This is a genomic window from Pseudoalteromonas sp. XMcav2-N (assembly GCF_024124545.1).
GTDB lineage: Bacteria > Pseudomonadota > Gammaproteobacteria > Enterobacterales > Alteromonadaceae > Pseudoalteromonas.
Map to the genome: position 1 here is coordinate 163,758 of NZ_JAMXSF010000011.1, position 15,071 is coordinate 178,828.

Consider the following 15,071-nt stretch of genomic DNA (forward strand, 5'->3'; position numbering starts at 1 on the left):
GTAATTGTTATTATCCTATTCGCCAACAAGAATAACCCAATTACGTATAAAAAACTAAAGATGCACCATGATGGCCTCACGTTGCTTTTTGGTCATTTTTTGCACCACCAGCAAAAATGAGTTATCTATCATGCGTTCTATTTCTCCACGGGGCACAGAGCCATCCAGGATCACCGTATTCCACAACCGTTTATTCATATGGTAACCGGGAATAACCGCATCAAAAATGTCCCGTAAAGCATGCGCCTCATCCGGGTCACATTTCAGATTCAACCACCAGTGACGGATCTCTCCTTCGTCATATTTGCCCGGTGCCAGTGTCGCAAACATCTTGTCTTTCACTTTAAACACATCAACACCGGGCCCAAAAGGCTGACCAACGGAAGAAAAGGGTTTATTGAGCAGATAAGTATGAGCTTGTGTATGGTCCATATTGATACTCCTTTGCAGACGTTGTTGTAGCACCATACACCTTCATCTGGAGTATGCCAATGGCCTAAGCAACAGACTCACACTCGTCATATTTAGCAAAAATATGCTCATAAAAATGCGCCCTGTGTCCCATCAGTAGTGCGGCACGTTTATGGGGAAAGTCAAACTCAAACTGTTTGTGATAGCCCAGCCCTGCCATATGCTTCATCAGACGAGCGTTATCGGCTCTGGGTTCAAGCACAATGCGCCGGGTCTTAGGCTGGCTTTGATAGATTAAATGGCTGAGGCAGGTCATCCAGCAGCGAAAGTTATCCGGTCCCCGGCAACTTTGTTCTCCCACCAGCAGATGTATCCCCCGATCATAGGGCGCCGCATCATAATAACCTGCCAGCTTGTCTCTGGCTGCCCAGTAAACTTCCAGATAAGCAAAGGGCTGGTCGTCCAGATAACCAATCAGGGGTAAAGTATGGGCATCAGCAAGTTTATCACTCAGATACTGCCACTGTTTTTCTTCACTCCAGGCCTGTTGCCAGAACTGCGCAACTCTGGGGTCATTCATCCAACGACAAAAACGTGCTAAGTCATTGCGACCAATCAGCTTTAGAGAAAAACGTTTATTAAAATAAGGGTGAAAATACTCACCTAGCAGGGCACCGCGCTCGCGGGGCTTATCCTGTGTCAGTCCAGAGGACCATAAGTTCACGATATGCATAGATAAAAAATGATGACAAATAACAGCACAAAGACGAAAGCTATGAGAATAAATTTACCGATTAAAGGGCCAACGTAACTCTTTTAATTTGCTGCCATCAGATTCTTAATAACAAACCCGTTTTCGACATCCGATTTAAATCCAACTTTTACGTATAGCGTATGGGCACTGGTGCGTGTTGCACCAAAGAACAGTCCCACCTTATAGCAATGCTGCTCCCGGGCAAGCGACAGTGCTTGTTCAATTACCTGTTGACTTAAACCACGAGGACGAAAGCGCTCAAACAACTGCCAATTCACTGATCTGTCAGCCACTTTAACGTTTTTAAACCAGGTACTAAGCGTTGAGAGGGCTTTTGCTATCGACACTTTTTCCTACCAATAGGGGCTAATAACAGCAATAAAAAAGGGCTCAGCTGAGCCCTTTTTTCAGTTCACTATCATCAATGGCCGCTTAGATCTGCGGCAGTGACTGGCCGGGTACCCAGGGGGCACCTTTGGCCTGCAACTGCTGCTCAAATGCCGGAATGGTGTCGCTCAGCATGATCTGCAATTCGTTGCGGATCGCTCTGAGTTCTTCCGTTGCCAGGTCTAAACTGGTTCGAATAGAAGGCGTAGGTCCGTAGGTGGACAGGCCAGTTCCCAGTAGCGCATGGAACAGACGGTCACCGACAGTGGGCGTATCATTCCAGGCACCCACCTGGTTTTTCGCCGGATTACCATTCAGGCGGCTATCCAGTGCCAACAGCTGGTTGCGGATGTTTGCAAACTGACTGTCAAACTCACCCGGAGCCACTGAGGTGCGATCCAGCGACTGCTCCAGCATATCCAGACGTTTCACGGCTTTACCCAGTGCCTGACCTGTGGCACTGGCCACACGCTGTACTTCTGCCACTTCTTTCCAGAAGGCTGCTACTTTTTCGCCATCAATTTCCTTCAGCGCGTTACGCTGATTCAGCTGTACCACCTCAAAAGTTTGCGGTGCCTGCAACTGAGTTACCTGACCGTCCACTTCTTTGCTCATGCTGACACTGTAAGTGCCTGGCGTAACCAGTGGGCCTTGCGGATTCGGCGAGAAATAATTGCCCTGCATGCCAATGGCCTGATGTGCCGGCCAGCGCAGATCCCAGCTGATACGGTGCAGACCTTTTTTGGCCTTGCCCTGTAACTTGCGGATCACATTGCCTTGCGCATCACGCACAGTAAACCACACTGTCGGCTGTTGCTGACGTTTTTCTGCTTCCAGCGATTCCCACGAAGGGACACCAAATGACTTTTTGTCTTCTTTTAGCGCTTTTTCTTTTGCCTGACGCTGTACCTTCAGGCTTTTAATGTCGTCTTTGAGGTAGTAGGTGAAGGTGGCACCAAAGTCCGGGTTAGGTGCACGGTACTTATTACCGCCCTGAGTGCCCACTTCTCCACCGCCCAGCGGGGTGCGCTGGATGTACCAAAGTGCATCTCGGGTCGGGAATAACAGAGACTCCTGCGCCAGCTTATCTTCCGACAGATTTCGTAGTGCCCGATAGTCATCCAGTACAAAGAAGCCGCGGCCAAAGCTGGCACCCACTAAGTCGTTTTCACGACGCTGAATGGCCAGGTCGCGGAACGAAATAGTCGGTACGTTGCCCGTCAGCTCTACCCAACGCTTACCGCCATCAATGGTGAAAAACAGGCCGAATTCAGTACCGGCAAACAACAGATCCGGATCAACATGATCCTGTACCACACGCCACACTAAGTGCTTATCAGGCAGATTGCTGGCAATCGACTTCCAGGATTTACCGCGGTTGGTACTTTTCAGTAAGTAAGGCTTATAGTCGCCAAATTTGTGGTTATCCAGCGCAATATAGACCGTATCCGGGTCGAACAGATCGGCTTTAATGTCGTTGATAAATGCCGTACCTGGCACCTTAGGCAGGCGTTTTACATCCACCTTACGCCAGGATTTGCCACCATTTTCGGTGATCTGAATATGGCCATCATCAGTACCTGCATATAACAGACCTTCGACCAATGGCGACTCCGACAAAGAGGTAATGGTGCTGTACTGCGACATCGCAAACATGTCCCAGGCGCCGTCCCAGCCTTGCTTACCCCCCATAATAGGCTGATGAATACGCTCACGATTTTTGGTCAGATCGCCCGAGATTGGCGTCCAGCTGTCACCGCGGTCTTCAGATTGCCACACCCGGTGTGAGGCAAAATATAAACGCGATGGCTTGTGTGGGCTGACCAGAATAGGGGCATCCCAGTTAAAGCGCTCGGGCTTTTCACCTTTGCCAGGCTGCGGCTTGATATACACCATCTCACCCGTAGTGCGGTCATAACGGGTCAGGTTACCTTGCTGCCATTGGGCATACACAATATCCGGATTCCCAGGTTCGGTTGCTGGCTGGTGGCCATCACCAAATAACACCACTTTCCAGTCAGTGTTCAGAATACCATGACTGTTGAGTGTACGAGACGGGCCACCCTGAGTATTGTTATCCTGTGTTCCACCATAAATATTATAAAACGGCTTATCGTCATCCAGTGCCAGTTTGTAGTACTGAGTCACAGGCAGATTTTCGTGGTAACGCCAGTGGGTGCCGCTGTCAAAGCTTTCATATAAACCACCATCTGACCCCACCATCATGTAATTTTTGTCACCCGCGATAAATTCCATTGCATGGTTATCGCCATGCTTGTCTTTTTCTTCCATTCTTTTGAAAGACTTACCACCATCTTTAGACTCGTGTAAACGCACACCAGCAAGATAGATATGGTCGAAGTAATGGGGGCTGGCATAGAGCTCCTGATAGTAGTGCGGTCCGGTGCCGCCTGCTACCGCATCGGCACCTTTAACCCAGGACGCACCACGATCAGCAGAACGATATACCGCCCCGGTACGGCGGTCTAGTTCAATGGCGGCATATACCACATCCGGATTGATGGGCGAGACTTCCAGGCCGATTTTACCCATTTCCCCTTTAGGCAATCCCTGAGATAGTTTTTGCCAGGTTTTACCACCGTCGGTTGATTTATGTAGCCCGGAACCCGGGCCGCCGCCATAATATGCAGCCACAGTGCGGTGGCGCTGCCAGGTGGCGGCATACAGTACATTCGGATCGCGCGGGTCGATAGCGACATCGGTTACACCGGTCCAGTCGTTGTCACCCAGTACTTTATCCCAGGTTTTCCCGCCATCGATGGTTTTATACAAACCACGCTGACCCCCTTTGCTCCAAAGCGGCCCCTGAGCGGCCACCCAGACGACATTTGAATCCGTTGGATGCACGATAATTTCTGAAATATGGCCAGAGTTTTTCAGGCCCATATTGGTCCAGCTTGCGCCGCCGTCATGACTCACATAGATACCGTCACCAAAGCTGACATGACGACCCCCAACATTCTCTCCTGTGCCGACCCAAACGGTATTGCTGTTATTTGGATCCAGCACCACTGCACCAATCGAATACACCGGTTGGTCGTCAAAAACAGGCTGCCAGGTCACACCGGCATTATTGGTTTTCCATACCCCGCCGGAGCCCACACCCACATACCAGACACTGGAATCTTTAGGGTCGATGGCAATATCCGCAATACGACCCGACATAAAGCCCGGCCCGATATTTCTGAGTTCCAGCCCCTTGAATGTGGCAGCTGATAACACCCCTTCATCACTTTTGGCGGCCAGGCCAGGCAGGCTGCACAGTGTCGTGGCTGCACCCAGCAAGGCAATGCGCATCGCGCGGCCAAGTTTTAGTTGTTGCATACATTTTCCCTATTATTATTGTGTCGATTACCCAAAGCGTTACAACATAACACTTTAAAAAACTTATTAACCGTATGTTACTTCCAGAGTCAGTGCAATAAGTGTGCGTTGGCGCTCAAATAAAATGCGACAAAAAGCCGAAGCAGGTGAACATGACGCCACAAAAATACAAGACAAAAACATTTAGAGGCATGATTTATTTGAAAAAGCCTGATATTAAGAAGATCTAATTCTGATGGCGTTTGCAGCCAGGTCCAGAGTTTGTTTCGCAACATTCAACAAAGCCTCAGCAGGCACTAATCCATCAGGTACACTCTTTTTCGTGAATGACTGTTAACCAGCGCCCACTGCAGCTGTGCAGATGACTGCCCCTGTCAATGAGGTGAGCCCACACCTGATCTGCCACACAACCAGAAGCGCTAATCTGGCATCTGTTACATGACCGCAGGGTACTCCATCAAAATGCCGCATCAATTGACTACCGTAGAGTGAGATAAACAAAAGAGACTATTTAGGTCCGCACTTGCAAATGATAGTGGATATCATTTGTATTTTTAGAATAATCAAGTATCATTCCCGAAAAAATGATTTAACTCTCTCTAAACTCTCTGGAAGCTTAACATATGAAATTGAATATTCTGGCTAAATCTGTTGGTTTAGCACTGGTTTCTGTCGCTACTGCATCAACCGCTATTGCAGATGAAACAAAAGAACTGGATGTAATTGTTGTACAAGGTCAAAAGATAGACCGGACTTTGCAAGACACCCCAAGCAGTGTTGCAGTCGTTACCAGCAAGGACATGGAACAAAACAACCTACAGAATATCAATGACGCCTTTTCGATGATGCCAAACGTATCTGGCGACTTTAATGATGGCTTCAGAATACGAGGCGTTGACTCGTTCTCAGTATCAGGCGGCGGTAATAGCTTCTTAACCAGTATGTACCTCGATGGCGCACCGCTGCCATTTCGTATGGTTAAAAGTGGCGGATTGTCTGTCTGGGATCTGGCGCAGGTTGAAGTGTTCCGGGGTCCTCAGTCGACTCTGCAAGGGCGCAACGCGCTGGCGGGTGCCATTATGATCCGCTCGCAAGACCCAACCTATGAGCCATCCGCTAAATTTAAAGCCACCGTTGGCCAACACGGTCAGCAGGAATTTGCGTTCGCCGGTGGTATGGGACTGATAGACGATATGCTGGCATTCAGAGTCAGCTATGAAGACAAAGAAACCGACGGTGACATTAACAACATTACTCGCGGTGATACGTCTAATTTCGAAGAAAGCCAGACCCTGCGCACCAAAGTGCTGTTTGAACCAAATGACGACATCGATGTGCTACTGACTTACACCAGCAATGACAATCGCTTTGGTGTTTTCTGGAGTCTTTACGACTTTGGTGAGTCTCCGTTTGACCGTACCGTAGATTTCAACTCCCCAATCTGGGAAGAAACCAAAACCGATATCTATAACCTGGAAGTTACCTGGGATGTGAATGAGACAACGTCATTCCACTCCATTACCACATACAACGAATCTGACTATGGCTATAACTGGGATGGCGATATGCAACCTACCCAGATAGTTAAAGACAATGCCAATCGTCGTACGGATGAAACCTTTAGTCAGGAACTCAGATTAACCTATGAATCTGACGATGTTCAGGCCGCGTTTGGCTTGTATGCATCACAGGTTGATGTTGATGACCGGGCTGAGGGACAACGTATCCTGACCCTGCAACAAGCGGTGGGTGTATCGGACTTTACAACGGCTGTTACCGGATTACTCATGCAACAAGGGCTACCTGTCGAAGTTGCTGCGCAAACGGCAGCGATGGCTGCGCCTTTGTATCCTAATATCGACCCCGTTGTCCTTAATATGAACTACGGTTTAACACAAAAAATTAAGACGGCAGCAATTTATGGTGATGTAACCTGGTCAGTCACAGATCAAATCGATTTACTGGCTGGCCTGCGATACGACATAGAAGAGCAAACCAATAGCGCAGATAACGCTTACACTATAGATAACCACCTACCTGATCCAACTCAGGTACCAGCGCAACTAAGCCCACTTGTAACTGGGATCAATGCTTATCTGAATGGCTTTGCTGCCTCAGCCTCTGGCGTAGAACCTGAGTCAACTGAAGACTTTAATGCCTGGTTGCCTAAACTGGGCGCGACCTATCACTTTAATCAGGATATGTCGACCAGCTTTATTTACCAAAAAGGTTACCGCTCAGGTGGGGTTGGCTTTAACATGGCCCGCTCTCGTATCTTTAGTTACGAGCCGGAGTACACCGACAACTATGAGTTATCGTTCCGCTCCGTATGGCTAGATGGCAAGCTGGTGGTTAATGCCAATGCATTTATGCTGAAATGGAAAGATCAGCAGGTAAAACAGCGCCTTTCTGGTGCACTGTACGACACAGAAACCGTCAACGCCGGTGAATCTGAGGTAAAAGGCTGGGAGGCAGAAGTATTCTATTACCCAAGCAAAAATTGGTCTGTTACCGCGGGGGCAGGCCTGGCAAAAACCAAGTTCACCGAGTTTGGCCCACAGACAGGTCGTCCGTTCGCCGATGCTCCTGAATGGACAGCTAATGTGGCATCCAACTATACCTTTGACAATGGCCTGTACGTCAACGTTAACGCCAAATACACAGGATCAAGCTTAGCTTACATGAACCCTAAAGTGTCATTGGAAGCGGATAAGTACGCCCTTAATAATGAACCGGTGAATGACGATCGCTTAATCGTTAACTCGCAAGTGGGTTATAAGTGGGATAACTACAGCGTGCGTCTGGATGTCAGGAACTTATTCGACAAAGATTATATCCGCAGTTACTTCAAAGAAGCCGACAACGAAGGCAAGACGTTCACCAGCTATGGGCAGCAATACATTGGTAAGTCTCGTCAGGTCTCTTTGACTTTTCAGATGGAATTTTAAGCTCTGTTGAGCAAACTTATCGGTGAAATAGCCAAATAGCCGCCGCAGGGCGGCTATTTACTTTACAACTGATTTCTACCATCAAACTCAGTAATTACAAGCGCCCTTGGATCAAGTTCATCGACACAACCCAGATTGACCCGGTAACAGCCCGGCTCATAGCTGGTATCATGAAAGGGGTAGATACCACACACCTTACAAAAATAGTGATTAACATCACAATCACCCCAGTGATAGGTACTTAAACTGTCTTTACCCGACAACAGCGTGAAGGCATGCTCCGCGAAGCTTTGCTTCGACATTATGGCGTTTTTTCTTATGCAAACAGAGCAATTGCATTGTAACGCTTCTGTGAGCTTCTCACTTTCAAATTCAAACTGCACCGTTTTACAGTGACAACTTCCCATATACTTCATTATTTTTCCTGTTTTGTTAACAAACACACTGCATATACACAACTGTATATAAAAACAGTTAAAAATTGAAACGAATTATTTGCTCAGTACCGATAATGTTTCAAAGTTAGCTAGTAATATGTTGAAATATAAGAAATTCCTCAGTAATAAAAATAATAATGAAAATCCTCGTTGCGGATGACCATCATATCGTCAGACAGGGACTGCTGGCGTTGATCCAGGCAGCTAACGTTGGCACCATCATTGCTGATGTCGATTCCGGTGAACAAGCCTGGCGATATATTCAAAGCCATCAACCGGATATTGCCATCCTCGATATCACTATGGGCGAAGTAAGCGGGCTCAGCGTGTGTCATCGCATCAAAGCACATAGTCTTAAAACCCGGGTGATTTTACTGACAATGCACAGTGACATTAAAGTAATTGATTCCGCACTGGAAGCCGGCGCCCATGGCTATTTACTTAAAAGCGATGCGTTTAATTCGCTAACCAAAGCAATCCAGTCTGTACAAGCTGGCAGACGGTATCTCAGTGCAGATAATCAATCTGAACTACAAAGCTATCGCAACAACAAAACTGACTTCGACTTAACCATCCGGGAAAAAGAAATCATTCACCATATTTCCCTGGGCCAAACCAACAAGGAAATTGGCAAAGCCCTGTTTATCTCCGCCAAAACAGTAGATGCACACCGTACCCGGGTTATGAAAAAGCTGGGATTTAAAAAAACCGCTCAGCTGGTGCGTTTTGCGATTGAGCAAGGCTTATCGCTGTAATTTAACCGACACAGCACGAGCATTTGAGCCGATATAGGGGAAATACCCTATATCTTTTCTGCTGGTCTCACATTACCTTTGCTCCTGTATACAAAACACAAGCGGTAAAGATCACAACTCAGCTTCAATGAGACTCAATTCAAGGAATGATATGATTACATGTCAAAGCATCACGTGACGCACACGCTTCAACGTACTTTCTTCATTTTTCAGTCGCAGCCTGATTTCACTTGGCGTGCTCAGCTTACCCTACATGGCGCAGGCACAATTACCCGATAAAATAGGAGAACCAGAAGTTGTAAACTCTTATTTTCCAGGTCAGCAGAGTAACCCAGTGATAAGTTCACTCACAAATGGGAATTATGTTATCACCTGGCAAAGCCATGAACAGACCAATAATACAGCAAGCATTTTCGCTCAAATGTACCACCAGTATGGCCAACCATTAGGCAGTGAGTTTATGGTCAGCTCACCAGCGCATATCCACCCTCAGGTAATACCGGCAATTAGCCGCTTGAACGACGGTGGGTTTGTCATTATTTGGCTTAGTAAAGATGCAAATGCGTCTACCTACAGCATGCACGGCCAACTTTTCAAAGCGGATGGTATAAAATCCGGTTCAGAGCTTTTACTGAAGGGAAAAATTGTCGAAGATGTCGACTTTCCAAAAGTCAGTCACCTGGGAGATGGTGGGTTTGTTGTCACCTGGCGTCGGCATAGTTCTTTATCGGGAGAAGTATCTGCAATTGTGGCTCAAAGGTATACCGTATCAGGGGAACCCAACGGCACACTGATTGAGGTAGACACATCGAAAACAGGTGATGCACTCTCCCCCGTCGTGACAACTCTAGTGAATGGCCAGTTTGTTATCGCCTGGGACGGACCTGTTATCGATATCAACTATGATATTTTTGCCCAGCGTTTTAACCCTGATGGTACCAAGGTAGGAAGCGAGACCGCGCTGCACGACAGAGACAGCTTTTTCCAGGTTAGTGCGTCTATTAGTGCTTTAAAAGATGGTGGCTACCTGGTTACCTGGTTACCTGGGAAGGAAAAGACGCACAAACCTATATTCAAGATATTTTTGCCCGGCGTTATGCATCTGATGGTACTCCATCCAGCGATGTGTTTAAGGTCAATACACTCTCAGCTTATGGTCATACCAATTCAAATGTGAGCAGTCTTGATAATAGCGGCTATGTGATTGTCTGGCGAAGTTTAGGACCAGATCAGGATAATCAGAGCTTTTACGCTCGAGTATACTCACCTGATAATCAAGCAACCAGTGATGAATTTTCAGTCGAAGGTCCCTTTGACCCCCTGCATTCACCGCCAAAGGTGACGGGGTTGAAAAATGATGGGTTCGTAGTTAGCTGGAGCTACTTAGGTAACGATGGGATCGACATGGACGTCTTTGTACAGAGGTACCGATTCGACTCTGCACCGCGTAATAGCATACAGCTCTCATTGCCACAAGCTCCGGTACTGAAAGGCGATATTGTCACGCTGCCCCTGCAAATATCAGGCACTGATATTTATGGCCTGGATGCCGTGATGAGCCTGAGTGACACCAGCAAAGCCCGTATTTCTGGTGGTAAATATGGTGAGTTCCTGCCGTCGGATGAGCGTTTGTCCGTACCTATGGGTATCAGCGACAACCAGTGGGATGGCGCACTGGCACTGATGGCCCCGGCCACCGCCAAGTCGGGCGAAGGCGATTTTGCCGCTGTTACTCTGATTGCCGAGCAGGCGAGTAACGTCAACCTTACCCTGCAAGCGCAAATGACCGACCAGCAAGGCAATTACCTGCTTCAAAACAGTACCGACTACGCCTTCACCATTGCGGAGTCCGTCACCTTAACGGGTAATATTTCCAGCCTGAGCACCGCTGGCGACTACGCCTTTGTGACGCTCTTAATCAACGGCCAGCCCGTCACCATTAACCCGGATGGCAGCTTCTCTGTTCGCGTTGGCCTGGGTGACGTCACCATGGCGTTAAGTGCGCCTGGGTATCTCACGGCCGAAAAACAGGTCAACCTGGCTACGGGTCAGGCTGATATCAACTTTGGTCAGATCAACCTGGTTGGCGGTGACAGCAATGGCGATAACCAAATCGACATTGCCGACCTGACCCTGCTGCTGGGCGCTTATCGCTCAATAGAAGGTCAACAAAATGGCTACGTCATGGCTGTCGACTTTAACCGCGACGGCGCCATCAACCTGCGAGATTTAACCCTGCTGGGTGCCAACTTTGGTAAACAAGGACCACAAAGCTGGTAGCAAAAGCGCGGGGTGATTGAATTAGATCTCCACGATATTCATAAACGCCAGGCACACAACAAAATAGGGGAAATACCCTATTTATCTCTACAAGCTGTCTTTGTAATTTATGCAGGCATTTCGATGAAGTGTAATTTCAATATTTTATACCCAATGTATTCAAGGAACTGACAATGAAAATGGTATCTAAAAAAGTAACAGAAAAACGGGCTGCTTCAGCCCACCTTCTCTCTCTGGGCGCACGTATTGTTCGTGCAACGTTACCCGTTTTTTTATGTAGTTTACCCTTTCTCAGCCAAGCGCACACCCCCCTCAAAACCGACAACGAGTTTATGGTTAATAGCTATACACAAGGAAGCCAAAGTTCACCTGTGCTAAGCCGACTCAACGATGGCAAATTCGCTGCAGTTTGGCAAAGTGCTGGGCAGGACGGCAGTGGCAGTGGTATTTACGCTCAGCTTTACGACACAGCAGGCACTCCTATTGGCGTAGAGTTCCGTGTTAATACAACTACCTTCGATTCTCAGACATCACCTAGCCTGGCCACACTCAATGATGGTAGCTTCGTGGTTGTATGGAGAAACAGTTCAGATGGCGGCCCTGGAGGCGAAACTATTTCTGCACAACGTTTTGACGAAAACGGGAGCAAATTAGGCAGTGAAATACGTGTGCAATCTAGCCCCGCAGAGTATATTGAAAACGTGTCAATCGCCCCGCTAGACAATGGCGGCTTTGTTGTTGGCTGGGGACAAATGCAGTTTGGCTATCGCACCTACGCACAGGTTTATAATGCTGATGGCTCCACCGCAGGCTCAAAAATCACGGGTAAATCGGACTCCCGTGACGCCCAAGTTGTCGCTACCCAAGGTGGTTTTATGCTAATAGCGCATGAATCCAATCGCTTGTTTGGTCAGCGCTACCTGGTAAGTGGAGAAACCAATGGCACTGAGTTTTTCATCAGTGAGAACAGTGGCTATTCACAGTCAGGCGCCACAATCAGTCGCTTGAGCAACAATGATTTGCTCATTGCCTGGGAAAGTTTGAACCAAGATGGCAGCAGTTTTGGCGTCTATGCAAGACGATTCAATGCGGATGCGACAACCCAAGGTGCTGAATTCAGAGTCAATACAGTTACTCAGAATGGGCAGTTTAATCCTACAAGCACTCCTCTGGAAAATGGTGGTTATGTTATTAGCTGGCAAAGCTCAGAGCAAGATGGTAGCCAGGAAGGCATTTATGCGCAGGCTTTTAACAGCGATGACAGTCGCAATGGTAGTGAGTTTTTAGTCAATTCAACGACCGAAAACCGTCAGATTGTCCCCGCCATAAGTGCAATCAGTAACAATGATTTTGTTGTCAGCTGGAGCGGTAGACTGGCATCAGGTGACTACAACATTTACGCACAGAGGTTCCAACTTGAAGCAGTACAAGCCAATACCATGACACTCTCCATGCCTCAGTCCACAGTGCTGCAAGGCGATGTTGTCACACTGCCCCTACAAGTATCAGGTACTGATATTTATGGCGTAGATGCCGTCGTCAGCCTAAGTGACACCACCAAAGCCCGTATCTCTGGCGGGGAATATGGCGAGTTTCTGCCGTCGGATGAACGTTTGTCCGTGCCTATGGGTATCAGCGACAACCAATGGGATGGCGCACTGGCACTGATGGCCCCGGCCACCGCCAAGTCGGGCGAAGGCGACTTTGCCGCTGTCACTCTGATTGCCGAGCAAGCGGGTAACGTTAACCTGACACTGCAAGCGCAAATGACCGACCAGCAAGGCAATTACCTGCTACAAAGCAGTACCGACTACACATTCACCATCGCAGAATCCGTCACCTTAACGGGTAATATTTCCAACCTGAGCACGGCTGGCGACTTCGTCTTTGTCACGCTCTTAATCAACGGACAGCGCGTCACCATCAACCCGGATGGCAGCTTCTCTGTGCGCGTTGGCCTGGGTGACGTCACTATGACGTTGAGTGCTCCGGGATATCTCGCGGCCGAAAAGCAAGTCAACCTGACTACGGGTCAGGCCGATATCGACTTTGGTCAGATCAACCTGGTGGGTGGTGACAGCAATGGTGACAACCAAATCGACATTGCCGACCTGACCTTACTGCTGGGGGCTTATCGCTCTGTTGAAGGCCACCAAAATGGCTATGTGATGGCCGCCGACTTTAACCGCGACGGCGCTATCAACCTGCGGGATTTAACCCTGCTGGGTGCCAATTTTGGTAAACAAGGACCACAAAGCTGGTAACTAATAAATGGGGTTAGGGTTCAACGCTAACCCCTTTACATCAATTTTAAGGAGCAACAAGATGAAATATATGATGTGTATTGCCGCGTTACTGGTGAGTCTGAGTGCATTTGCAGAGCAAGGACGTATTTACCTCAATACCTCTGATCCGCACATTAAAACCGGCAGCGAGTTTTATGTGGATGTGATGGTTGAGAGCCTGCCAGAAGTGTATGGCGTACAGCTAACCCTAAACTACGACGCCAGATCCATGACCTTGATTGATCAGGACACTAAAGCAAAAGGCGCTCAGCTTGAACAGGGCCACTTTCTCAATGAAAAGCACCTGTATACCCTGCGTAACCAGGCAGACTCTCAAAAAGGTCAGATCCAGTATATCGTAAGTCAGGTCGCTCCGGCAAAAAGCGCGGTTGGTAGTGGGCGCCTCGCCCGGCTCTATTTTACTGCACCAGACAACGCCACCAACACTGAGATCTCAATTCAGAATGCTGAATTTGGTACCCGCAACGGCGAAAAATATGTGTACGTACCCCTGGCCCCTCTGGCCTTGAGTTTCGATGCCAGCTATCAGGTACAAGATAAGCCTGCCTCAGGAAATCAGGTCTGGGCATTTGGCTTAGCTGCTGTGGTACTGTTAATTTTATTGGGTGGACTCTTGATGCGCAGACGACCTGCTGCCTCACACGCTAATCAGCCAGCTTAGATTAAAGCGGCTGATTAACGCTGCTTATACTGTGTCGGGCAATAGCCCCTGGTAACCTCAGCAGGACGTAACTTACAGTGCTTGGTTGTCCGACCACTCACCCGCTTGCGCCACAATCGAAAACTGGCAGGCTTAAGCTGAGTACGCATCAGCCGGATCAGTGCCGATTCGTTTAATCCAAATTGCTGCTCAATGGCTTCAAACGGCGTTCTGTCTTCCCACGCCATCTCGATGACTCTTGATTGCTCATCATTCGTTAACTGCATTATGTGCTCTCAGGACTTGTCCAGCTTTATTAGTTAGTGACATTACGAGCCAAAAGGCTCTGTGGTTTAGAAAGTTTATGATCTTTTTTATGGGCTGGAGAATTTCGCGGGTTTGCGATATTGAAGTAGCAATTCAGTTCAGTACTGTGAAAACAGTGAGTGTGAAGTGCTTCCGGCGCGTAACGCGTGTCATCAACATCCATGTCTCGCGTTCGCAAAAAAAGAGATACTTAATCTTAGGTACGAGTGGAAACACCTCCCTGTGGAGGGTTTCCGGCTCACCCATCCATGGCTGAGCGTTCAGCAAGCTGCGAAGCTTTGCTTCGGTCTATATTAAGCTGCGAGTGGGCACACTTCTTTGTGAAGGGCTTCCGGCGCGTAACGCGTGTCATCAACATCCATGTCTCGCGTTCGCAAAAAAAGAGATACTTAATCTTAGGTACGAGTGGAGACACTTCCTTGTGAAGGGCTTCCGGCTCGACATCCATGTCTCGCGTTCGCAAAAAAAGAGATACTTAATC

The 15,071-nt window shown here is 48.2% G+C and carries 12 protein-coding genes; 6 read left to right on the forward strand and 6 right to left on the reverse strand.

Going from position 1 to position 15,071, the window contains the following annotated elements; all coding sequences use genetic code 11:
* Positions 1 to 54 precede the first annotated feature (54 nt).
* From NH568_RS15345 to NH568_RS15360, 4 genes are all read right to left on the reverse strand, one after another.
* Positions 55 to 432, reverse strand: a complete 378-nt coding sequence (locus tag NH568_RS15345) for an MmcQ/YjbR family DNA-binding protein (RefSeq protein ID WP_253048588.1) — start codon at positions 430 to 432, stop codon at positions 55 to 57.
* A gap of 64 nt (positions 433 to 496) precedes the next feature.
* Positions 497 to 1,135 carry a GNAT family N-acetyltransferase gene (locus NH568_RS15350; RefSeq protein ID WP_253048590.1) on the reverse strand — a complete coding sequence of 213 codons (639 nt, stop codon included), beginning with the start codon at positions 1,133 to 1,135 and terminating at the stop codon, positions 497 to 499.
* 92 nt (positions 1,136 to 1,227) lie between these two features.
* The gene (locus NH568_RS15355; protein ID WP_253048592.1) at positions 1,228 to 1,512 is read right to left on the reverse strand and encodes a GNAT family N-acetyltransferase; all 285 of its coding nucleotides are present in this window, start codon (positions 1,510 to 1,512) and stop codon (positions 1,228 to 1,230) included.
* An 85-nt stretch (positions 1,513 to 1,597) separates the two neighbouring features.
* Positions 1,598 to 4,897 (reverse strand): glycosyl hydrolase, encoded by a 3,300-nt coding sequence (locus tag NH568_RS15360; protein ID WP_253048594.1) that lies wholly within the window; start codon positions 4,895 to 4,897, stop codon positions 1,598 to 1,600.
* Between the two features lie 623 nt (positions 4,898 to 5,520).
* On the opposite strand from NH568_RS15360, the gene NH568_RS15365 reads away from it, so the two are divergent.
* Positions 5,521 to 7,845, forward strand: coding sequence for a TonB-dependent receptor (locus tag NH568_RS15365; protein WP_253048596.1), 2,325 nt, complete (start codon positions 5,521 to 5,523; stop codon positions 7,843 to 7,845).
* A gap of 62 nt (positions 7,846 to 7,907) precedes the next feature.
* Here the strand turns inward: NH568_RS15365 and NH568_RS15370 are convergent, their stop codons facing one another.
* Positions 7,908 to 8,261, reverse strand: a complete 354-nt coding sequence (locus NH568_RS15370) for a GFA family protein (protein ID WP_366041452.1) — start codon at positions 8,259 to 8,261, stop codon at positions 7,908 to 7,910.
* A gap of 158 nt (positions 8,262 to 8,419) precedes the next feature.
* Here NH568_RS15370 and NH568_RS15375 point away from each other — a divergent pair, with 158 nt between their 5' ends.
* From NH568_RS15375 to NH568_RS15395, 5 genes are all read left to right on the forward strand, one after another.
* Positions 8,420 to 9,037, forward strand: a complete 618-nt coding sequence (locus tag NH568_RS15375; RefSeq protein WP_253048600.1) for a response regulator transcription factor — start codon at positions 8,420 to 8,422, stop codon at positions 9,035 to 9,037.
* A 253-nt stretch (positions 9,038 to 9,290) separates the two neighbouring features.
* Positions 9,291 to 10,214 (forward strand): hypothetical protein, encoded by a 924-nt coding sequence (locus NH568_RS15380; RefSeq protein ID WP_253048602.1) that lies wholly within the window; start codon positions 9,291 to 9,293, stop codon positions 10,212 to 10,214.
* On the forward strand, positions 10,211 to 11,317 hold the full coding sequence (locus NH568_RS24220; RefSeq protein WP_253048604.1) for a dockerin type I domain-containing protein: 1,107 nt from the start codon (positions 10,211 to 10,213) through the stop codon (positions 11,315 to 11,317). Before NH568_RS15380 ends, NH568_RS24220 begins: the two co-directional genes overlap by 4 nt.
* Positions 11,318 to 11,490: 173 nt before the next feature.
* A complete protein-coding gene (locus tag NH568_RS15390) occupies positions 11,491 to 13,581 on the forward strand; it encodes a dockerin type I domain-containing protein (RefSeq protein WP_253048606.1) in 2,091 nt (696 codons plus the stop codon).
* Between the two features lie 61 nt (positions 13,582 to 13,642).
* Complete coding sequence (locus tag NH568_RS15395) at positions 13,643 to 14,284, forward strand: cohesin domain-containing protein (protein ID WP_253048608.1); 642 nt, start codon at positions 13,643 to 13,645, stop codon at positions 14,282 to 14,284.
* A gap of 14 nt (positions 14,285 to 14,298) precedes the next feature.
* On the opposite strand, the gene NH568_RS15400 is transcribed toward NH568_RS15395, so the two are convergent.
* Positions 14,299 to 14,550: a TIGR03643 family protein gene (locus tag NH568_RS15400; RefSeq protein ID WP_253048610.1), complete on the reverse strand. Its 252-nt coding sequence runs from the start codon at positions 14,548 to 14,550 to the stop codon at positions 14,299 to 14,301.
* Positions 14,551 to 15,071: the final 521 nt, after the last annotated feature.